This is a genomic window from Clostridium sp. BSD9I1, assembly GCF_900185645.1.
Taxonomy (GTDB): domain Bacteria; phylum Bacillota; class Clostridia; order Clostridiales; family Clostridiaceae; genus Clostridium_AK.
On record NZ_FYAM01000005.1, the window covers coordinates 75,899 to 98,091 of the forward strand.

At 32.4% G+C, this 22,193-nt stretch carries 21 protein-coding genes; 17 read left to right on the plus strand and 4 right to left on the minus strand.

Annotated elements, in window-relative coordinates; translation table 11 throughout:
* The first annotated feature begins 2 nt into the window (after positions 1-2).
* The 10 genes from queD (at position 3) to BSD9I1_RS02645 (ending at position 9,653) form a co-directional block, all read left to right on the plus strand.
* Positions 3-434 (plus strand): 6-carboxytetrahydropterin synthase QueD, encoded by a 432-nt coding sequence (gene queD / locus BSD9I1_RS02600; protein ID WP_186429011.1) that lies wholly within the window; start codon positions 3-5, stop codon positions 432-434.
* Position 435: 1 nt separating this feature from the next.
* On the plus strand, positions 436-1,101 hold the full coding sequence (gene queE, locus BSD9I1_RS02605; RefSeq protein ID WP_186429012.1) for a putative 7-carboxy-7-deazaguanine synthase QueE: 666 nt from the start codon (positions 436-438) through the stop codon (positions 1,099-1,101).
* Positions 1,102-1,105: 4 nt separating this feature from the next.
* Positions 1,106-1,696, plus strand: a complete 591-nt coding sequence (gene folE, locus BSD9I1_RS02610; protein ID WP_186429013.1) for a GTP cyclohydrolase I FolE — start codon at positions 1,106-1,108, stop codon at positions 1,694-1,696.
* Positions 1,697-1,717: 21 nt separating this feature from the next.
* Complete coding sequence (gene queC / locus BSD9I1_RS02615; protein ID WP_186429014.1) at positions 1,718-2,374, plus strand: 7-cyano-7-deazaguanine synthase QueC; 657 nt, start codon at positions 1,718-1,720, stop codon at positions 2,372-2,374.
* 208 nt (positions 2,375-2,582) lie between these two features.
* A complete protein-coding gene (locus tag BSD9I1_RS02620; RefSeq protein ID WP_186429015.1) occupies positions 2,583-3,128 on the plus strand; it encodes a carbonic anhydrase in 546 nt (181 codons plus the stop codon).
* Positions 3,129-3,385: 257 nt separating this feature from the next.
* Positions 3,386-4,081, plus strand: coding sequence for a response regulator transcription factor (locus BSD9I1_RS02625; RefSeq protein ID WP_186429016.1), 696 nt, complete (start codon positions 3,386-3,388; stop codon positions 4,079-4,081).
* A gap of 3 nt (positions 4,082-4,084) precedes the next feature.
* Entirely contained in the window at positions 4,085-5,326 is a 1,242-nt protein-coding gene (locus BSD9I1_RS02630; protein WP_186429017.1) for a HAMP domain-containing sensor histidine kinase, read from the plus strand.
* Between the two features lie 185 nt (positions 5,327-5,511).
* Complete coding sequence (locus BSD9I1_RS02635) at positions 5,512-6,192, plus strand: ABC transporter ATP-binding protein (protein ID WP_186429018.1); 681 nt, start codon at positions 5,512-5,514, stop codon at positions 6,190-6,192.
* 16 nt (positions 6,193-6,208) lie between these two features.
* On the plus strand, positions 6,209-8,692 hold the full coding sequence (locus tag BSD9I1_RS02640) for an ABC transporter permease (RefSeq protein ID WP_186429019.1): 2,484 nt from the start codon (positions 6,209-6,211) through the stop codon (positions 8,690-8,692).
* 184 nt (positions 8,693-8,876) lie between these two features.
* A complete protein-coding gene (locus tag BSD9I1_RS02645) occupies positions 8,877-9,653 on the plus strand; it encodes a hypothetical protein (RefSeq protein WP_035311552.1) in 777 nt (258 codons plus the stop codon).
* A 70-nt stretch (positions 9,654-9,723) separates the two neighbouring features.
* Here the strand turns inward: BSD9I1_RS02645 and BSD9I1_RS02650 are convergent, their stop codons facing one another.
* From BSD9I1_RS02650 to BSD9I1_RS02665, 4 genes are all read right to left on the minus strand, one after another.
* Positions 9,724-11,196 carry a rhamnulokinase family protein gene (locus tag BSD9I1_RS02650; RefSeq protein ID WP_186429020.1) on the minus strand — a complete coding sequence of 491 codons (1,473 nt, stop codon included), beginning with the start codon at positions 11,194-11,196 and terminating at the stop codon, positions 9,724-9,726.
* 29 nt (positions 11,197-11,225) lie between these two features.
* Positions 11,226-12,011, minus strand: a complete 786-nt coding sequence (locus tag BSD9I1_RS02655) for a DeoR/GlpR family DNA-binding transcription regulator (protein ID WP_035311550.1) — start codon at positions 12,009-12,011, stop codon at positions 11,226-11,228.
* A gap of 152 nt (positions 12,012-12,163) precedes the next feature.
* Positions 12,164-12,769 (minus strand): class II aldolase/adducin family protein, encoded by a 606-nt coding sequence (locus BSD9I1_RS02660; RefSeq protein WP_035311549.1) that lies wholly within the window; start codon positions 12,767-12,769, stop codon positions 12,164-12,166.
* Positions 12,770-12,802: 33 nt separating this feature from the next.
* Positions 12,803-13,738 (minus strand): 1-phosphofructokinase family hexose kinase, encoded by a 936-nt coding sequence (locus tag BSD9I1_RS02665; protein WP_186429021.1) that lies wholly within the window; start codon positions 13,736-13,738, stop codon positions 12,803-12,805.
* A gap of 327 nt (positions 13,739-14,065) precedes the next feature.
* Here BSD9I1_RS02665 and BSD9I1_RS02670 point away from each other — a divergent pair, with 327 nt between their 5' ends.
* From BSD9I1_RS02670 to BSD9I1_RS02700, 7 genes are all read left to right on the plus strand, one after another.
* Positions 14,066-15,046 carry a sugar phosphate isomerase/epimerase gene (locus BSD9I1_RS02670; RefSeq protein WP_035311547.1) on the plus strand — a complete coding sequence of 327 codons (981 nt, stop codon included), beginning with the start codon at positions 14,066-14,068 and terminating at the stop codon, positions 15,044-15,046.
* Positions 15,047-15,079: 33 nt separating this feature from the next.
* Entirely contained in the window at positions 15,080-16,147 is a 1,068-nt protein-coding gene (locus tag BSD9I1_RS02675) for a zinc-binding dehydrogenase (RefSeq protein ID WP_035311546.1), read from the plus strand.
* Between the two features lie 25 nt (positions 16,148-16,172).
* On the plus strand, positions 16,173-17,414 hold the full coding sequence (locus BSD9I1_RS02680; protein WP_035311545.1) for a 2,4-dienoyl-CoA reductase: 1,242 nt from the start codon (positions 16,173-16,175) through the stop codon (positions 17,412-17,414).
* A 131-nt stretch (positions 17,415-17,545) separates the two neighbouring features.
* On the plus strand, positions 17,546-18,520 hold the full coding sequence (locus tag BSD9I1_RS02685; protein WP_035311543.1) for an ABC transporter substrate-binding protein: 975 nt from the start codon (positions 17,546-17,548) through the stop codon (positions 18,518-18,520).
* Positions 18,521-18,657: 137 nt separating this feature from the next.
* Complete coding sequence (locus BSD9I1_RS02690) at positions 18,658-20,169, plus strand: sugar ABC transporter ATP-binding protein (RefSeq protein WP_242966388.1); 1,512 nt, start codon at positions 18,658-18,660, stop codon at positions 20,167-20,169.
* A gap of 25 nt (positions 20,170-20,194) precedes the next feature.
* Positions 20,195-21,181, plus strand: coding sequence for an ABC transporter permease (locus BSD9I1_RS02695; RefSeq protein WP_052085870.1), 987 nt, complete (start codon positions 20,195-20,197; stop codon positions 21,179-21,181).
* 116 nt (positions 21,182-21,297) lie between these two features.
* Complete coding sequence (locus BSD9I1_RS02700; protein ID WP_186429022.1) at positions 21,298-22,137, plus strand: PHP domain-containing protein; 840 nt, start codon at positions 21,298-21,300, stop codon at positions 22,135-22,137.
* Positions 22,138-22,193: the final 56 nt, after the last annotated feature.

Here is a 22,193-nt window from a genome sequence, read left to right on the forward strand (position 1 = left end):
TTATGTATATTTTAAAAGCAGAACACAGCTTTGATAGTGCCCATTTTCTTGCTAATTATAGAGGAAAATGTGGAAATATTCACGGGCATAGATGGAAAGTTGAAATTGAAGTGCAGTCAGAAACATTACAAAATGGCGGTCAGCTTGATGGAATGGTAATTGACTTTGGAGATTTAAAAAGAGATGTTAAAAACACAGTAGATTATTATGATCATGCATTAATAATTCAGGAAGGAACTATGAGGGGGGAAACATTAAATTGTATATGCCAGGACGGATTTAAAGTAATACAGGTGAATTTTAGACCAACAGCAGAAAATTTTGCAGCGCTTTTCTTTAAAACAATGAAAGAAAAAGGATATAACGTAAAACGAGCTACGGTTTATGAAACTCCTACTAATAGTGCTATATATGAAGAAAGTGAGGCTAGATAAGGTGAATTTTAAGGTGGTTGAAAAATTTATTAGTATTAATGGAGAAGGACGACGTTGTGGACAATTAGCAGTATTTATAAGATTTGCAGGATGTAATTTAAACTGCAGCTATTGTGATACTACCTGGGCTAATGAAAAAGATGTATCTTATGAGCTAATGTCTGCTTATGATATATATGAGTATATTAAATCTACAGGTGTTAAGAATGCAACCTTAACAGGGGGAGAGCCTCTTCTTCAAGAAGGAATAATAGAACTTTTAGAGGTTCTATCTAAAGATAAAGAACTTAACATGGAAATAGAAACCAATGGAAGTGTGCTTTTAAATAAGTTTGCAGACATAGAAAATTCACCAAGCTTTACCATGGACTATAAGCTTCCATCAAGTAATATGGAAGACAAAATGGCAGTAGAAAATTTTAATTATTTAAGTAAGAAAGATACAGTTAAATTTGTATCCGGCAGCACCAAAGATTTAGAGAAAGCTAAATATATAATAGATAAATATAATCTCGTGGATAAAGCTAGTGTATATATTAGTCCTGTATTTGGAGAAATTGAAATGGAAGATATAGTAGAATTTATGAAAGATAATAAAATGAATGGAGTTAACTTACAGGTACAGCTTCACAAAATTATATGGGAACCAAGTAAAAAGGGGGTATAATATCATGGCTATTGATATAAAAGCAATTGAAGAGCATATAAGGGGAATCTTGGTAGCTTTAGGTGATGACCCTAATAGAGAAGGGCTGAAGGACACGCCTAAACGTGTAGCTAAAATGTATGAAGAAGTATTTAAGGGAATGTGCTTTACTAACGATGAAATTGCAGAAATGTTTAATACCACTTTCGAGGATGATTTATCTATAAATGAAAATTCTAGTGATATAGTTTTTATGAAAGATATAGAAATATTTAGCCATTGTGAGCATCATTTAGCATTGATGTATAACATGAAGGTGGCAGTAGCATATGTGCCTAATGGAAAAGTTATTGGATTAAGTAAAATAGCAAGAATAGCGGATATGGTAGGCCGCAGACTTCAGCTTCAAGAGAGAATTGGAAGTGACATAGCAGAAATCATGCAAAAGATAACTAATTCGGGAGATGTAGCAGTTATTATAGAAGGTGAACATGGCTGTATGACTACTAGAGGGATAAAAAAACCAGGTACTAAAACAATATCAACTACTTTAAGAGGAAGATTTAATACGGATACAATTTTAAATAATAAATTAATGATGCTTTATACTAAATAAAATTTAGGGACGGTGTAATGAATGAATAAGAAAAAAGCCATAGTAGTATTTAGTGGCGGACAAGATAGTACAACTTGCTTATTTTGGGCAAAGGAAAAGTTTGAAGAAGTTATTGCAGTATCCTTTGATTATAATCAAAAACATAAATTAGAATTAGAATGTGCTAAGGACATATGTAAAAAATATAAGGTGGAACATCATATTTTAGATTTAAATTTATTAAATCAATTAGCACCGAATTCATTAACTAGACAGGATATAACTGTTGATAAAAATGCACCATCGGAGGGAGTGCCTAATTCATTTGTAGATGGGAGAAACATGCTATTTTTAACCTTTGTTGGAGTATTTGCAAAACAAAGGGGAATAAATACTATTATAACAGGCGTTTCTCAAAGTGATTTTAGTGGATATCCAGACTGCAGGGATGTATTTATAAAATCCTTAAATGTAACGTTAAACTTAGCTATGGATTATGAATTTGAAATCCTTACTCCTTTAATGTGGATAAATAAAGCAGAAACTTGGAAAATGGCCAGTGATTTAGGAGTTCTTAATATTGTAAAAGAAGAAACCTTGACTTGTTACAATGGAATAAAAGGAAATGGCTGTGGAGAATGTCCAGCCTGTAAATTAAGAAAAAATGGTTATGTAGAGTTCAAAAGAGAATATTTATAATGAAAATGTGGACGGTTAACAACTAATTGTGATTTTCTTAAATAGTTGTTGATTGTCCTTAATTTATTGGACGGCGTTTTCAAATATTTAATGAAAAAAACTTGGCTTAAGCTATCAAATATACTATAATAGTAAACTATATACTTATAGAGAGTAATAAATACGGTTCGTGACTACTTTTATTTACATAAAATAAGGAGGGCTATTTATGAATAGATTAATAAAGGTATTAGATAAAAAGGATATATTACCACAATATATAAATACTCCAATTGAAAAGTTGTTACAATATCATAATTTAGGGTACGATTTTGAAAAATATGCTAAAGCTGAACTTTTAGTAGGAATGTGTATGGATAATCGTAAACAACTTAGGATTCCTAATAACTTTGCTTATATTTTACGAACAGGTGGGGGCAATTTGAGATATAGCGAATTTAAGGTATCCTATGCTGTTGCTATTGGAGGTATTAAAACAATAGCTTTAATAGGACATAATAATTGTGGAATGGTAAATTTAATGTCCAAAAAGGATAATTTTATAAAAGGATTAATTGAGAATGCTGGATGGGATCAAAAACATGCAGAAGAACATTTTACAAGTTTTGCTCCAATGTTTGAAATTGAAAATGAAATAGATTTTTTGTTAAGTGAAACAAAAAGGTTAAATGAAAAATATCCAAAGATATCAGTTATACCGTTATTTTATAATGTAGATGATAATCTCTTGTATTTAATTGAGGAAAGTAAATAAACTTACATTGTTATTGAGAAAATAAGTGATATAATATAAATTTAAGCTAAAGGCATTTGCAAATTGCAGGTGCTTTTTTCGTGTGCGCCCGGCATGGGCGTAATCTTGTCAGTGAAAGTCTGATACTCGACTTGCCAAGTGCCACCCACATGGCAAGTTGTTATATGCATGATAAGTGTGTTAATAATTATAATATAGATGTATAATCTAATTGAAATAAAGATATGGATTGTAGTTTCAAAATGATGGAGGAATATATGAATAAATTACTATTAGTTGAAGATGATGAGGCATTATCAATGGGTATAGAATTTACCCTTACAGATGAAGGCTATGAGGTTTTTAGTGCTTCCACTTTAGAAAATGGAAAAGCACTCTTTGAAAAAGAAGATTTTGATTTAATAATATTAGATGTAAATTTGCCAGATGGTAATGGATATGAACTTTGTAAGTACATCAGGACTAAAAGTGATACACCTGTAATATTCTTAACTGCCTTAGATGAAGAGGTAAATGTGGTGCTTGGCTTTCAAATGGGTGGAGATGACTATATAACTAAGCCTTTTAGAGTAAAGGAACTGCTGCTGAGGATAAAAGCAATTTTAAGAAGAAATTCTAAGATAGCGGCATGTGGAAACAAATTGATAAGTGAAGATATTGTTATAGATATATCCACAGCTCTTGCTAAAAAGAATGGGAATGAATTAACTCTTACAGCTCAGGAATATAGATTACTTTTAATATTCATGTCAAATGCAAATGTCTTAATGAAAAGAGAAGAAATATTAAAAGAGTTAATGGATGGGGCAGAAGTTTTCTTTGATGAAAATACCCTTTCTGTGTACATAAAGAGAATTAGAGAGAAGATAGAAGAAAATCCCAAGGAACCAAAGTACATAGTAACTATAAGAGGGCAAGGATATAAGTGGAATAAGGAAGTAATTAAGGAGTAATATATGAAAAGATATTTTAATAACCCGGAAATAAAAAGGAGTTCTATTATATTTCTTTTAATAATGGCTATATTCTTAACTTGCAATTATTTTATGATAAAGGCTCATAATGAAAAGTTAAAAAGTGATTATATAAAGGCTTTAGGGGTTGTTACAGCTAAAATAGTTGAATCTGATCCTAAGTTTGAAAAAGAAATAGTACCACTTTTGACAAGGGAAGTAAGTAAGGAACAAGAGAGAAAAGGGAGAGAAATTTTAAGGCAATATGGGTTAAGTGAAAAGTTAGATATAAGTTTATTTCCTTATATAAAAGGCAATTTTAAAAGTATGGAACTAAGTATATTTAGTGCAGGAATTATTCTTACAATGCTACTTTTTATTCTTAATTATTTTCAGCATGGATATTTTTATGAAAATATGAGAAACTTTAGCTCAGCAGCAAAAAAAATCGTAGAGGGAGACTATAATTTAAAACTTAGTGAAGAAAAGGAAGGGGATTTATCAAAGCTAACAAAATCCTTTAATTCCATGGGAGAGGTTATTAGAGGCAACTTATTCACTCTTAACAAGGAAAAAAGGTTTTTAGTAGATTTACTTTCAGATATTTCTCATCAGTTAAAGACTCCTCTCTCTACAATGATTTTATATAATGATATTCTTTTAAATAAGGATTTAACAAAAGAGCAGCAAACTACTTTCTTGAAGAATAATGAAAATCAGCTTAATCGTATGAGTTGGCTTATTTTAAATTTACTAAAGCTTGCTAAAATAGATGCTAATGCAATAGAACTTGAAATGGAGGAGCAGAGCTTAAATGAAACCATAGAAGAAACTGTGGAAATACTGGAAAGCAAAGCTATGGAAGCTAAGGTTAAGGTAGAATTTATATCAAAGGATACTGTAATCTTAAAGCATGATAGGCTATGGATGCAAGAAGCACTAAGTAATGTAGTTAAAAATGGAATAGAGCATGCCTGCCAAGGTGGAAAAGTAAACATAAACATAGAAGACAATCCAATATACACAAGAATAATCATAAAAAACACTGGAGAACCTATTTCAGAAGAGGATTTACCTCATGTGTTTAAGCGGTTCTATAAGAGTAAAAAATCCAAAAAAAGTGACTCTATAGGAATAGGTTTATCATTAGCAAAATCAGTAGTTGAAAGGCATGGGGGGTATATTGAGGTTATAAGCAAAGAACAAGATGGAACAAGTTTTATAATTACATTTTTAAAATATTAAGGTTATCTTACTAAACTGTAAGATAACTTTTTTCTTTGTAAGCAGTATGTCATGGAGACTTTATTTAAATAAGACTATAATAATGTCATTGGTAGAAGTGAGCTATAATTCAATACTAAAAGCCATTTCTAATTTTAATTAATAGAAGCTGTTTTATATGGAAGATAATATTAGGAGGTAAAAATATGGAGATATTAAAGGTTCAAGGCTTAAAGAAGATTTATGGAAAAGAAGGAAATAAAGTAGAAGCATTAAAAGGTGTGGATTTAAGTATAAATAAAGGTGAATTTGTAGCCATAGTAGGGGCTTCGGGTTCTGGAAAAAGTACTTTACTTCATCTTTTAGGAGGATTGGATAGACCTACTGAAGGAAAGGTTATTATTGATGGAGAGGATATTTATAAATATAAGGAAGAAAAGCTTGCTATATTTAGAAGAAGAAAAATAGGTTTCATTTTTCAATTTTTTAATCTGTTACCAATACTTGATGTAGAAGAAAATATTGCATTACCAGCTTTACTTGATAATGATAAAGTAGATAAGAAATATTTAGCTGAAATAATAAAGCTTTTGGGCTTAGAAGATAGGAAAAACCACTTGCCCTCAGAACTTTCGGGAGGTCAACAGCAGAGAGTATCTATAGGAAGGGCGCTTCTGAATAAACCATCCATAATACTTGCAGATGAGCCTACTGGAAATCTTGACAGCAGTAATTCCAAGGAAGTTATTGAGCTTTTAAAGTTTTCTGCAAAAAAATATAACCAAACTTTGATTTTGATTACTCATGATGTTAACATAGCTTCTAGTGCAGATAGAGTAATAACAATTATGGATGGAAGAATAGTTTCAGATAAATATTTGAAATAGATTAGAGGTGAAAAACATGATTAAGAGTTATAAGGAGATAACGGGGAAATATCTAAGAGGAAATAAAAAAAGAACAATACTTACTTTAATAGGAATTATATTATCAGTTGCTTTAGTATCATCCATAGGATTTTTTCTAAAGAGTATGCAGGAAGCACAAATACAAGATATGAAAAATACCTATGGGTCATGGCATATTATGTATTCTAAAGTTGATGAAAATCTTATTACTAAAATAAAGAGTAACCCAAATGTTTTAAGAAGTGGTACTTATGCAAAGGGAAAAGAAATAAATATAGGCAATAATCTTAAGGGACAAGAAATATTTGTAACAGATGAGGGGGTAAAACTACTACCTTACACTCTTAAAGAAGGAAGATTTCCAGAAAGGGATACAGAAGTAGTTTTAGAAAAGTGGTTTCTTGGCAAAATAAGTAAAGATTCAAAGCTAGGAGACACTATAAAGATATCAGATAAAGAGTATACTTTGGTTGGAATATTAAGTGATACTTTTAGGAGCCAAAGTCTAGGCATAGGAGAGATAATTACAAATAGTTCTGATTTAAATCAAAATGAGAGAATTTTACTAGCAGAACTGCATGTTAATAAAAATCTTGGAACAAACCTTGATGAGCTTAAAAAGTTATCAGATGAAAAATCAGTTGTGAAAAATTCTGATTTATTAGCAATGCAAGGTGAAGGATTTCCTAAGGAATTATTAAATGTTTTAATTGTGGTAATTGGAATTGTAATAATTGCTACCATTGCTGTTATATATAATGCTTTCCAGATAAGTGTAGTGGAAAGAGTTAAGCAATTTGGACTTCTAAGAGCTGTAGGAAGCACTCCAAAACAAATAAGAAAAATTATATTAAGAGAAGCTACATTTCTTGCAGCCATAGGAATTCCTATAGGACTAGTTGGAGGAATAATTGCATTATATGGAATAGACTTAGCATTTAAAATTATAGGTAAAGGTGAATTGGTCTTTATTAAACCAACCATCACTATAGATGTTTTAATTATCAGTGCCATTGTTGGATTACTTTCAATTTATACATCAGCAATGCTTCCAGCGGTATTTGCAGGGAGAATTTCACCGTTAGTTGCAATAAGCAGTAGAAATTCAATAACAAAAGAAAAGATAAAGAAAAGAAAAAGCTTGGTTGTAGGAAAAGTTTTTGGATTTGAAGGAGCTTTGGCTTCAAAAAATATAAAAAGAAACAGAAAAAGGTATAGAACAACTATATTTTCAATAATAATTAGTGTAACTTTATTTATAACATTTAAAGCTTTTATGGATATGTCCCTAAATGTTTACAGTGAAATGAATGAGTCAAATAATATACATTTTTCAGTAAGAACTTCTGGAGATGATAATACTAAGGGTATAGAAGATAAAGTTTTAAGTGATGTAAAAAAGCTACCTGAAATGGGAACTTTGTACAAGGAATATGGTACACAGTATTTTAAGGCAGTTATAGATAAAACTAAGGAATTGGCACCTATAAAAGCTATAGGAGGAATATATGAGGATATAAAATATAAGGGAGAAGTTAAGACTTTAGCTGATGCTTCTTTAGTTGTTTATGATGAAGCTTCTTTAGAAGTTGCAAAGAAGTATTTAAAGGAAGGAAATATAAATGTTGATAACCTTAATAATGAAAATGGGATAATTATAATAGGGAAAAATAGAGTATATAATGGAAAAACCAAGAATAGTTACTACGGACCTGTAACAGATTTAAAGGTAGGAGACAAAATTCTTCTTCAAAGAGATGGAAGTAGATTTAATGAAGAGGAGGGTATCTTAGGGTTTGGAGAAGGAGATGTAAATAAAGTTAAAGTCCTGGCTGTGCTTGAAAGCAATCCTTTTGATTTTCTGGGATCTGAAACAGATATTAAAATAATAACTACGGAAAAGGTTGCCGAAGAATTAATAGGCAAGAATATAAAACCTTCAGCATTAAACATAAAATTAAAGGATGCAAAGGCAGAAGATACAGCTAAAAAAGATATTGAATCTATAATAAGTGGAGAAGGAAACTTAAAGCTTATAAATATTATAGATCAAAATAGAAAAACAAAGGCTTCTATATTGATGATTAAAATCTTATTATTTGGATTTGTTGTGGTGGTATCATTAATAGGCAGTGTTAATATTATAAATACATTAACCACAAACTTAATACTAAGAAGAAGAGAATTTGCGGCACTAAAATGTATCGGGCTCACTCAAAAAGGACTTAAAAAAATGATAACTCTTGAGGGAATGCTTTATGGAATTGTGGGAAGCTTATATGGGTCAATAATAGGAATTTCATTATCTTATGCTATGTACAGAAGTATGAATGAGGTGAGAGAACAAAGTTATAAACTACCTGTAGATTCTATAATTATTGCAGTGGCAGGAGCTATGATAATCGGATATATCTCTGTGCAGGCACCTCTTAGAAGAATGAAAAAGGAAAATTTAATAGATGTGGTAAGAGAAGAATAGTGCCACCCACATGACAAGTGGCAAGTTAAAAGCATCTGCAATTTGTAGATGCTTTTTTCATAGAAGCAGGAGAAGTTAATAATAAAAGAATCAGAAAATAATGTGAGTTGTTTCAGTATAATTAACAATACTCCGTAATATAGTTATATTGAGATAATATAAACAAATTTGGGGGGAGTAACACATGGCGAAAAGAAAGATAATGCCAATGATTTTAGCTTTGACACTATCGATTGGACTTTTAGCAGGATGTAGTTCAAGTCAGCCAACTGCACAGCAGGCTAACCAAACACAGTCAACACAAATGAAAATTTATAGGGGAGTAGGACAAATTCCAACTTTCCGTGTAGGACCTGGAAAGGATAGTAAGGGAACTCAAGTGTATACCTTTACTTATGTAACTGCTAGTGCGATGTTTGATAAGGATGGGAAAATACTTGATGTTTATTTTGATTCCTTAGAAGTAAGTACCCCTAACTATGATGGCGCAAGTATGCCTCATTTTTCTGGATGGCCAGGCACACAAGGATATAATGTAACTGATCATAAAACCATGGAGGTAAGTGGAGTATCTAAGAATACTGATGAAACGATTGCAGCTGAGGTTAATGGTTGGAAAACTAAACGTGAACGTGGAGATGAATATGGTATGGACTATGCTAGAGATTGGTATAAACAAGCGGACTTCTACCAGAAGGTTTTTAAAGGTAAAACCGTAGCAGAAATTGAACAGTGGTATGCAAAAAATTGTTCTGACGTTAATGGACGTCCATTAAAGGCTGATTCCAAAAACGAGAAAGATAAGGAAAAGTATGCTAAGCTTACTGATCAGGAAAAGAAAGATCTTGCCGATGTAGTATCTGGGGCAACTATGAGTCTTAAAGATGCGCATGGTGATATAATAGGTGCAATTAAAAAAGCTTATGAAAATCGTGCTGAAATAACTGTTACTACTAAGTAATGGCTTATTAACTTAAAAAAGCATCTGCAAAATGACAGATGCTTTTCCTATTATAAGAGGGATAAGGGACTCAATCTAAATTAAACAAACCTTTAAATCTAAAATATTGTTCCTCCCAAACTCTTGTGTCCTCAGGATAAAATTTCTGAGTTGGAAAGGATTTTTGTAATATGTTTTTTCCTTGGTTAATATCAGAGATTTGTTTGTTAGCAATAAGTTGAACAAGAATATTTCCTAGTGCTGTGGCTTCTGAAGGCCCAGCGATAACTGGTTTGTTACATGCATTAGCTGTAAACTGACACGTTAATACTGAGTTTGAACCACCACCAACAATATTGATAGTTGGTAACGGCTTGCAGGTAATTTGTTCAAGCTTTTCAATGGTCCAACGATATTTAAAAGCCAAACTCTCATATATACAACGTACTAGCTCACCTATTGTTTTAGGAGCATGTCCATAAATATTCATGCAATATGTGGAGATTTTTTCAGGCATATCTCCAGGTGAAAAGAATATTAGATTATCAACATCTATTAGATATACAAAAGGCGGTGCTTCAACTGCCAAAGATTCTAGCTGAGCATAACTATAGTCTTGACTTTGGTTTTTATAATATTCACGAATTTCCTGAATTAACCAGGAACCCATTACGTTTCGAAGTAGGCGATGTCTTCCGGGATAGCCGCCCTCATTAGCAATATTGTATTTAAAACTTTCATTTGTAATAATAGGTTCAGATACTTCTGTGCCAACTAAAGCCCAAGTTCCACTACTAATAATAGCGCAATCGCTTTGGCAGATAGATGCCAGAAATGCAGAGGCGGTATCGTGTTCGCAAACTGCAGTAACTTGAAATCCTTTGGTCTGTAGTTGCTTATTGTATGACTCTTTTGTAGTGCCTACAATTGTACCAGGTTCAACTAAATCTCCAAATAAATCTTTAGAAATTTTAAATGTATCCAAAATTTCATTGCACCAGTTTTTGTCTTTAAAACTATACATTTGGCTAACAGAAGATATAGTATATTCAGATATAAATTTATCAGTTAAAAAATTAATAAGCAAATCAGGGGTAAAAAGCATTTTGTGAGAGTTATCCAAAATAAAACTTTGACCTGCTTGTTGCATTGCAGCCAATTGCATTAAAGTATTAAATGACGCATTTTGGTTTCCTGTAAGAAGATAAAGAGCTTTTGGAGAAATCTTATTATAAATGTCTTGCTGATACTTTTGTGTTCGATTGTCACGATAACAACGTAACGGAGAAAGTAATTCTCCGCTGCTATCAATAAATACAAAATCATTAGAAAAAGTATCAATGCCTAATGACTCAATATTATCATTTGTAATATGAATTGCTTTTTTTATACCAATATTCATTTGCTGATAAATACTTATGATATTCCAATAAAGAGCTCCATTAATGGAAATAGGACTATTTTCAAATCTATGAACATTTTCAAGATATATAGTGTGTCCGTCAAACTGCCCCAAAAACACTTTGCCACCGCTTCCGCCTAAATCAAAGGCTAAAACATTCATAAAGTAACTCATCTCCTATAATCAATTAACTAATCGGCAAAAATCAACTTAACATTTGTTTTATCTAAATATCCTAAGGATTCTTTATCTGTTTGATTATCAGTAATAATATAGTCAATTGGATCAAAACTAGATAAAAAAATCTGGCCTGCCTTTTCGAACTTCGTGTGATCAGCAAGTACAAAAACTTCTTGAGAACGTTCAATCATCATACGCTTTGTATCAACTTCGTGAATGCTAGAATCTGCAAGCATATTATGTGGGCTTATTCCTGAACAAGACATTAAAGCTTTATTAGGATAGTATTCACTAGCGCTTTGCAAAGTACTGTTTCCGTAAACAGAAAGATTACTATCATTAAAAATACCTGATAAGCAAATTAGAAGATGATTGTTATTTGGATTTTTTGTATACTCTAATAAGAATTTAATAGAATTTGTAATAATAGTTACACGGATATCAGATGGAATATATTTAGCTAAATATATGGTAGTAGAACTATTATCCACAAAAATAGTATCGCCATCTTTAATAAAAGAAGCTGCTTTCTTGCAAATTTCATTTTTTTCATTGAAGCGTTGTATACCGCGTACCGCAACAGGATATTCGGTAGAGACAGGGGTGTTTGAAGATTGCTGAATAAGTACAGCACCACCATGAGTACGTTTTAAGGCACCTGCATTTTCTAACTCCTTAAGATCACGACGGATAGTTTCTTTAGAAATTCCAAATCTAAGTGCAAGGGCATTTACATCCACGCTGCCTGTTTTTTCTAAGATATTCATTATTTCTGATTTTCTCTCAATATTATACAATTTAATCACTCTCTACATTTTATTAAATTTAAGCATAAATTTAAGTAGCTTATTTTCTTTATACTACCAATAATTCCTTGTGTGGTCAACAAGTTTTAAGACTTTATTTTTGATTATGACCGTATGTGTATTAATAAATTATATATGGAGTCTTATATAGTATTTCTTGTAATAGTACAGAATGCATCTGTTTCAATTCTCTCAAGCATACTGTAGGCCATATAGATATCTGGTCCGGAAACGACAACTCCATGAAGAGGAAGAATAACACCAATTGGTTTTCTTTCCGCAAGCTCTCTGTGCTTTTCGAAGTAATTATATACATTTTGTGAAAGTTCAGGAGTATATGCTTTTGTATATTCTATACATCCTACAGCCCCTCTTCCTAAAGTAGCTTCTGTTACATTAGGGATTGGTTTTGCTTGGGCCACAAATGGCATACAATAGAATGGGTGAGCATGAATTGTGCATCCAATTTCTTTAAAATTCTTTAAAATCAGCATATGCATAAGACCTTCACGAGAAAGCTTTCCGCTGCCTTCTAAGATATTTAAGTCATAATCGATAAGCAACATATCGCTAGGTTTTAAGCAGCAATGATGACGTTCGGACATTAAAGATGGAGAAATAAGAATTCGATTATCATCAACTCTAACAGCAAAATTACCTCCTGCTGCATTAGTCAATCTGCGATCCCACATGTTTTTTGCTACAATGGCCATTTCTTCCCTAATTTCAATATATGATAAATTACTCATTATCAAAGACCTCTTTTCATTTTAATTTTATATTTAACGAATTTTACTTACTGTCACCAAAGGAATGAGTTCTAATGCACGGCTTAATTCAAAGCCTACTGACATTGATGATTCAGCAGTTGCTGCAGAAGCTGCTGTTGCTAGCTGAATCATATAAGTTGTTGTCATATTTTTAGAAATACCGAAAATTAATCCGGATAAAAAACAGTCTCCGCAGCCAATAGTATTTACTACATTGACTTTAGGAGGAGTTGCTTTATAAATGCCATCAGGTGTTTTAATAATTGAACCTGCACTACCAAGAGACACAGCAATAATTTCGATATTATATGGTTCAAGTGAATCAATTGCTGATAAAATATCATCGTCATTACATGTAAGGGTTCGTCCACATAAACTAGATAACTCATCTAAGTTTGGCTTGATTAAGAAAGGGGACTCTTTAATACATTTTTTTAGTGAGTCACCACTAGTGTCTAAAAAAACTTTTAAGTTCTTATCCTTAAGTTCGGTTAATATTTTATTGTATACTGTTGAATCAGAATAATTTGATGCATCTCCAGATAATACAAGATAATCATTATTTTGTATTTCATTTTTCATATTCAGTAGCATGTCCTGAAAATCGGCATCAGAAATCTGCACTCCTTTTTCAGCCACTACCGTACAATCTCCATTTTCTTCCACTAATAAATAATTGGTACGGCTATCAAAATTATCTTTATGAGTAAAATGGACATCTACATCAAATTTCCTCAGCATATCAATAATCTTTTGACCTATTTTCCCATGAGATATACCAAATGCTTTGCTATTTTCTCCGAGTATCTTCAAGTTAATAGATACATGAGTACCTTTTCCTCCTATGGTTTCTGCAGTATCTTGAACACGACTAGTTACATTTTTTTCTAACTTACCTAGATATAATACCTTATCTACTGCAGGGTTTAGTGTTACTGTGTTTACCACTCACATCGCTCCTTTCATTAGTTATACTAAAGCGGGCAATATAGAAAAATTATTTTTGTTTATGACTGAATTGTAACACCAAACGGTCATAAAAGCAATATGTTTTTGAACGTTTGGATTTATTTGAAAATATATAATATTTAGCAAAAAGTGTTTAATCTCATTAAAATCATCATTTAAACTGGAAAAATATTCTTTACTGTATTGCATTTTTAATAATGCGCTGATATAATAAACACATAAGCAAAAACAAAATCAATTAAACGGAAGTGAGAACAAACACACATAAACAAGCATAGAGAGTGGATTATAAGGGGGAAAAAATATATGAAACTTGGATTTTTTACTGCAAACTTTACTGAAAAACCATTAGAAGATGTTGCTAAGATGGTCTCTAGTTATGGCTATGAGGCACTTGAGATACCTGCTTATGAAGGAAATGGGCAACTGGAAACGGTAGAGGTTATAAAAGGGAACAATGCAGAACAAATTAGAAAGATGGTTGCTAGTTATGGATTATCTATATCAGCACTTAGTAATCATGCAGATTCATTCTTAATTATGGGACCTACAGGAGTTGAAACAGACTTTATATATAAGGGAAGCGCTGAGGAAAAGATTAAACATGGTACAGAAAGTTTGATTCGTACAGCTCAGGCAGCCAATGCTTTAGAGGTTCCAGTTGTAGTTGGTTATCCAGGTGTAGAAAATTGGGGACGTTTTTTCTTTTTTCCATATGGACAAGGGTGGAGCGAATATGAAGAACAATTTGTAGAACGTTTTATTCCCATATTAGATAAATTTAAAGAATATGGTGTGAAATTTGCAATTGAACCTCATCCAAATAGCTTTATATATGATATTCATACAGCTGAAAGAGCATTAGAATTAGTGAATTATCATCCTTGCCTTGGATATAACTTTGATCCAGCAAATGTAACTTATCTTTCTTTAAGTCCAGAAATATTTGTTGATAGATTAAAAGATCGTATTTTCCATGTCCATGCTAAGGATGCTGAATTGGTAGCACATAATCTTGCAACTGGAGGAACTCTAATGCAGGGTGATATGAGCAGACTAGATCGTTCATTCCGTTTCCGTATACCTGGTTGGGGTGATGTAAATTGGAAGAGACTAATTACAGAACTTTCAATGACAGGTTATCAAGGAGTTTTAAGTTATGAACATGAGGACGTTACAATGAGTCGTATGGATGGAGTGGAAAAGACAGTAGCATTCTTAAAACCATTATTAATCAAGGCGCCTTATGAAGGACGTACTGATAAATTATTTAGTAATAAAGACTAATATTAATTATTTAATAATATAGGGGGGAAAGCAATGACGAAAATGATGCGTGCTCAAGTAGTACAAGCTCCAGGTAAAATGGAACTTAAACAAGTACCTGTTCCAGAAATAAGTGATGATGAAGTACTAATTAAAGTTAAAATGTGTGGCATTTGCGGTACAGATTTAAAAATTTATGCTGGGGAATACGTAAAAGAACATCTTCCACTTATTTCTGGGCATGAGTTTTGGGGAATTGTAGAAAAAGCTGGTAAAAATGCAAAAGGAATTAAGGTGGGAGATAGAGTTTCAGCTGATATATGCATGACATGCGGAACTTGTTATTTTTGTAGAAGAGGCGATGAGTTACTATGTGAAAGCTTCACTCAGCTAGGTATACACACCAATGGGGCTTTTGCTGAATATGTAAAGGCTCCATGGAAGAATTGTTACCTTATTCCAGAAGAAGTAGATGACTATTCAGCAGCATTTATTGAACCTATGACAGCTGTATTAGAAGCTTCAAAAGTAATGGATTGTAAAATTTCTTCTAGTGTAGTTGTACTTGGTAGCGGTCTAGGTATTTTACATGCAGCAATGGCTAAGGCAAGGGGTGCAGCACCTGTTATAATTACTGGCGACAGCAAAAATCGTTTACAGTTAGCTAGAAAAATGAACGTAGCAGATTATTATATAGATATTACAGAAGTAGATGATGTAGTAGCAGAAGTAAAACGAATCACAGGTGGAGTGGGTGCAGATTATGTAATTGAGGCAATTGGGCGTCCTGAAACCTATGAACAAGCGTTTAAAATGGTACGCAGAGGTGGAGTTGTTGAAGCGTTTGGTGTAGTTGGACAAGGGAAAACTGCTTCATTTGAACCCTATGAATTTGTTTTAGGCGAAAAGAAAGTTCGTGGCAGCTGTGCAGGGATTGGAAATGATTGGGCTGAAGTTATCAATCTTTTAAGATATAAACGTATTGATCCTAAACCTATGTTTTCTCAAGTTGTTCCATTAGAAGATTTAGAAGATGCAATTCACGAATTAAAAACCAATAGAGAATTGATTAAAATATTTGTTTCTCCAGAGATTACTGAAAGAATATATTTTGATAGATAAATTTATTTTAGAGAGGATGACAAAAATGAGCTATAAAGAAACATTATTAAATCCTATAAAAATTGGGAATAGGGTAGCACAAAATAGATTTTTTATTCAAGCAATGGAATGTAATGATGAGGATGAATCAGGCAATCCATCAGAACGTACAACAGAGAGATATAAAAATTTAGCTAAAGGTGAAGCGGGGTTAATTTCGCTAGAGGCTATTTCTATTACAAGAGAAAGTCGTTCTAGAGATAATCAGTTGACTATTATGCCTCAAAATGAAAAAGCATTAACTAAGTTTGTTAAAGAAGTTAAGGAAGCAAACCCTGATACATTATTTGTTTTCCAACTTACACATTCAGGGGAACTTTCAAATCCACAATTCTCCAGAAGGGTTACAGTTAAGCCGCTTCATGGTTACGGTGGAGATGTTCTTACTGAAGATGAAGTTGATAAAATTATGGATGACTTTGTTCTGGCAGCTAAAATTGCACATTCAGCCGGTGCTGATGGTATTGATATGAAGCTATGCCATGGATATTTAGGTTCACAAATACTTAGACCTTATAATGACCGCAAATGGAAATACGGTGGTTCATGGGAAAACCGCAGCAGATTCGCATTTGAGCTTTATGAGCGTATATCAAAAGAAGTAAATGATAAAAACTTCTTAATTGGATCTAAGATATCCGCATGGGAAGGATTCCCAGGGGGATTTGGAACTGATGGCCCTGACTCACCAATTATTGATCTTACTGAACCAATTTCCTTAATTAAAGGATTAGAGGAGCGTGGAGCTCAGTATTTTATCCAATCAGCAGGAAGTCCTTCTATTACAATTAGCTTAACACAAGTTGACAAACATATTCCTTATTATGCATATCTTCATCAATATTTTGCTAAAGAATTAAAAAAGAACTTAAAGCCTGAAACTGTACTTATTGGTTCGAATTTTTCACCATTCCGTGATGGGAAAAATGGTCTTTGTGCTGTTAATGAAGAACAAAGTTCTTTGCTTCACTATGGTGCACAGTGTGTCGATCGTGGTGTAGTAGATATGGTTGGACTAGGCCGTCAATCATTTGCAGACCCATTCCTAGCTAAGAAACTTCGCGAAGGTAAAGAAAATGAAATTAAATATTGTACACTTTGTGATAACTGCTTAGAATTGCTAATTCAACAGAGCAAAGTTGGATGCGCTACATTTGACAAACGTTATACTGATGAACTTGTGAGGACACGTAAAGAAAAAGGTAAATTAAGAATAGCTCACACATAAGATAAGTAAGTTATTTTGTAAAAAGTAAGAAGTAACTTATAGAAAATAATAATGTTATTCTCCTTCTCTATAGAGGAGGAAAATATAAAAGTCAAAGGGAAAAATTAATCATATCTAAGGGGGATAAGTGTATGAAAAAAAGTTTAACCAAAATTCTTGCACTACTATTGATGACAAGTACCCTAAGTTTTGCGGGTTGTTCTAATTCAAAGTCTACAAGTACTGAACCAAAAAAAGAAGAGGCTAAAAGTAAAGTCATTGGAATAAGCGTTCCAGCGGCAACACATGGATGGGTAGCTGCCACAGCTTATTATTCAGAGAAAAAGGCAAAGGAACTTGGGCTTGAGTACAAATTAGTTGTAAGTGCTAATCCAAGTGAGCAGGCAGGTCAACTTGATGAATTAATAGCAATGAAACCTGCAGCAATCGTATTGCTACCACAAAATGACGAGGTTACAGTTGCGGCTCAAAAGGTATTAGATGCAAAAATACCTCTTGTTAACTTTGATCGTAAAGTTAATGTAGATTCAACTGCTTATATAGCAGGAGATAACGTAGGAATAGGAGTTGAAAGTGCAAAATATATAGGAGAAAAGCTTAATAAAGAGGGCAGCGTAGTTATTGTTGGAGTTCCTAGCTGGGGAGCTATCAATACAGAAAGAATAAATGGATTTAAAGATTACGTTTCTAAAAACTTGCCAAATATTAAAATCATTAACGAATACGGTGCTGCTACTGCTGCATCACAAGATGGACTTAAGGTTATGGCTGATGCATTGACAGCAAACAAGAAAATTGATGCAGTATTTTCTGTAGATGATGAACTTTCTATAGGTATTCAAAAGGCTTTAGAAGAAGCTAAGAGAACAGATGTAAAAGTTGTTACAGGCGGAGGCGGAATGCAGGCATATTTTAACCTTATAAAGGCTCAAGATAAAACTTGGTATGCAAGTGCTCTTTATAGCCCTTCAATGATTCAGGATGCTGTGCAAATTGCAAAAGATATTATAGATGGAAAAACACCTGAAAAAACAAAGATTATTCCAAGCGTAGTTGTTGATCGTAATAATGCGGACAAATACTTAGATGCAAAATCTCCATATTAATAGTGCAATTTATTTTATTTTTACAGACTGTAGTATATACAGTCTGTAAAAGGTATTTATATTTAAAATTCATATTATAAGGTTATGCTCTAATATTTAAGAGTTATAAGAACTAAAAATATAATAGAGGTAGAAATATGGAAAATATTATATTGGAAATGAAAAAAATAAACAAATCCTTTAATTCAAACCGCGTAGTAAAAGATGTGAACTTTAAAATGGTAAAGGGAGAAATTCACGCTTTACTCGGGGAAAACGGAGCAGGTAAATCTACATTGATGAATATATTAGGCGGGGTGCTAAAGCCAGATAGCGGAGAGATATATATAGATGGACAAGAAGTTGATATCCAAAATCCATCAAATGCAAAAGAGCAGGGGATAGCATTTATTCATCAAGAATTAAATCTGGTAAATGATTTAACAGTATATGAAAATATGTTTTTAGGCTCTGAAATATTGAAGAAGTCAGGATTTATTGATATAGAAAAGATGTGTGAAAAAACAAAAGAGGTATTGAAACTAATAAAAGTTAATATAGATCCTAAGACCATGGTTAGTACACTTGATGCTTCATATAAGCAAGTAGTGGAAATAGCTAAAGCAATTTTGCTAAATGCAAGGTTAATTATTATGGATGAACCTACAACATCACTTACTAATGTTGAGATAGAAAATGTATTTAAAATAATGAGAACATTAAAAGAAAATGGCGTGGGTATTATTTTTATTTCACATAAGCTGAGGGAAATTGTAAGTATATGTGATTCTTATTCCGTCTTAAGAGATGGGGTGCTTGTGGCAAATGGAGATCTTAAAGAAGATAAAATTACAGAGGAAGATTTAGCGTCGTTCATGGTAAAGTCCGATGTGCAAATTGATAAGTTTAATCGAAAGAGGGAATTAGGAGATACAATTCTTGAAGTAAAGGATTATTCCATGAAAAACTATTTTTCAAATATCAATTTTTCAATAAAAAAGGGTGAGATTTTAGGTTTCACAGGTCTTCTAGGGGATGGAAGCAGCGAAGTTTTTCAGTCATTATTTGGATGTAAGAGTGGTGCCAAGGGATCAGTAAGACATAAAGGTAAAGAAGTAGTGATCAGAAATCCTATTGAAGCTGTACAAGCAGGAATAGGTTATGTGCCTAGAAATAGAAAGGAAAATGCAATAATAAAGGATTTAACAATAGTAGAAAATATCACTTTAGTTGCATTAAATAATTTTAAAAGAAGGTTTTTAATAGATCACAAAATGGAATGTGGTTGTGCTTGTAAGTATAAGGATGCTTTACAAATAAAGATGAGAAACGAGAAAGATTTAATCACATCTCTTTCTGGAGGAAATCAGCAAAAAGTTGTTTTAGGTAAATGGATGGAAGCAAGACCAGATGTTTTAATACTAGATAATCCCACGCAAGGGGTAGATGTTGGAGGTAAATATGATATTTACTCGATAATATTTGAACTTGTGGCTAAGGGAATGAGTATCATTGTACTTTCAAATGAGGCACAAGAGGTAATGCGTTTATGTGACAGAATAATGGTTATGTATCACGGGGAAATTGTTAGGGAGTTATCATCGGAAGAAGCAACCGAGGAAAAGATTATGATACTTGCTACAGGTGGAAGTATAGATAAAGTTAACTAATATTTTGGATTAAGAGGTATTAAGAATGGATAAATTGAATTTTAGCGGAAAACGTATAGATCTCAGTAAAATTTGGGCTAATTACAGTGTAGGAGTAATATTTGGGATAATAGTATTACTTTCTATTATGGTTAAAGGTAGAGATTTCTTTTCAGTTACAAATATAGTTAATATATTCAGAAATAATTCTATTGTAGGAATTATTGCGCTCGGAATGACTTTTGTTATCATTTTAGGTGGTATTGATCTTTCTGTTGGATCCCAGCTTGTTGGTGTGGGAACAATCGTGGTATTGATTCTTGAATCAACATCAAAATCTTTTTCTCCGATTTCATCTATTCTTCTTGCGGTTCTAGGAGGAATCGTCACTGGAATAGTACTAGGCGGATTAAATGGCTTAATTATAACAAAAGGAAAGGTGCCTGCTTTTATTATGACACTTGGAACCATGAATATTTATAGGTCTGTTGCACAGTATTTTCTAAGAGGAGGAGGGTTTTCAACAACTAACAAATCATATATTCGAATAGCTAACTATGAATTGTTTGGAATAATACCACTTCCTATTATTTATTTTTTAGTACTTACTTTTATAATGCATGTAATTAGCAAGTACACAAGATTTGGAAGATATATTTATGCAGTAGGAAGTAATGAAAAGGCTGCAAAGTTATCAACTATTAATGTAAACAAGATAAAAATGCTTACCTATACATTGATTGGACTATTAGTGGGTATAGCAGCTATTATAGAAACTTCCAGAATGGGAAGCATAAATCCAACGTCCTCTGGAAATTTTTATGAAATGGATGCAATTTCTGCAGTTGTTGTTGGTGGAGTAAGCATGAGCGGCGGCAAGGGTATGATTATGGGTACCTTCTTTGGAGTTTTAACCATTGGACTAATAAATAATATGATGACTTTAATGGGAGTACCTCCATTTCTAGTAAATGCAACTAAAGGAGTTATTATCGTAGCTGCTGTACTTTTACAAAAGAAAGAATCGGATTAGTATAGATAAAAGCAGGGAATATTCCCTGCTGCTTTATAATATATTTTCTTAGCTACAAAGTTGATGAAAATTTTTAATGCCAATAATATTTATTGCGTAGGATAGGATGTGTAATGATGAAGTGTGATTTACATATTCACAGCAAATTATCGGATGGGTCTTTAAGTATTAAAGATATTGTATGTTACTCAAAAAAAATAGGTTTAGATTATATTGCTATTAGTGATCATGATACTTTGGCGGGGGTAAAATCTGCAATATACTTTGGAAAACAATTTAAAATAAATATAGTTCCTGCTGTAGAAGTTTCAACTGTTGATCCAAATTGTAATAGGCCAGTTCATATGCTCTGCTACTTACCACAAAAGCCAGAAATTTTACAAACCTTTCTAAATGACACACTAAAAAGCAGATATATACAAAAGATTAAAGTTATAGAAAAAATCATGAAGTTATATCCAATTACAATGGAGCATATTAAGCAATACAGCGATCAAAGTCAATCTATCTATGAATCTCATATTATGCAGGCTCTGTGCGATTTAGGTTATAGTAATATAGCCATAGGTCCTCTTAGAGATGAGCTTATATCGAAACAAGGAAGTTGTTATGTACCAAATATTTATCCTGATATTTATTCAGCCTTAGATATAATCTCTGAAGCAGGTGGAATTTCCGTTATGGCACATCCAGAACAATTTGATTCATTGAGTTTGCTAGAGGAACTAGCAGCTCAACAAAAAATACATGGTGTTGAATATAATCATCCACGAAATTCTGATGAAACAAAGAAACATATCCTTAAAATTGCATCAAAATACAATTTAATAACAACAGGGGGATCGGATTTTCATGGACAATATGCAAAAAATCCGCATCCACTAGGATCATTTACTTGTTCGGAAAAAACTATACATGATATGTTCAAATTAGCTAATAAAATTAAGTTTATTTAGTCAGATAATATCTTCTTAGAACATAAATAATAAACTACTTGCTTTGTGAGTAGTTT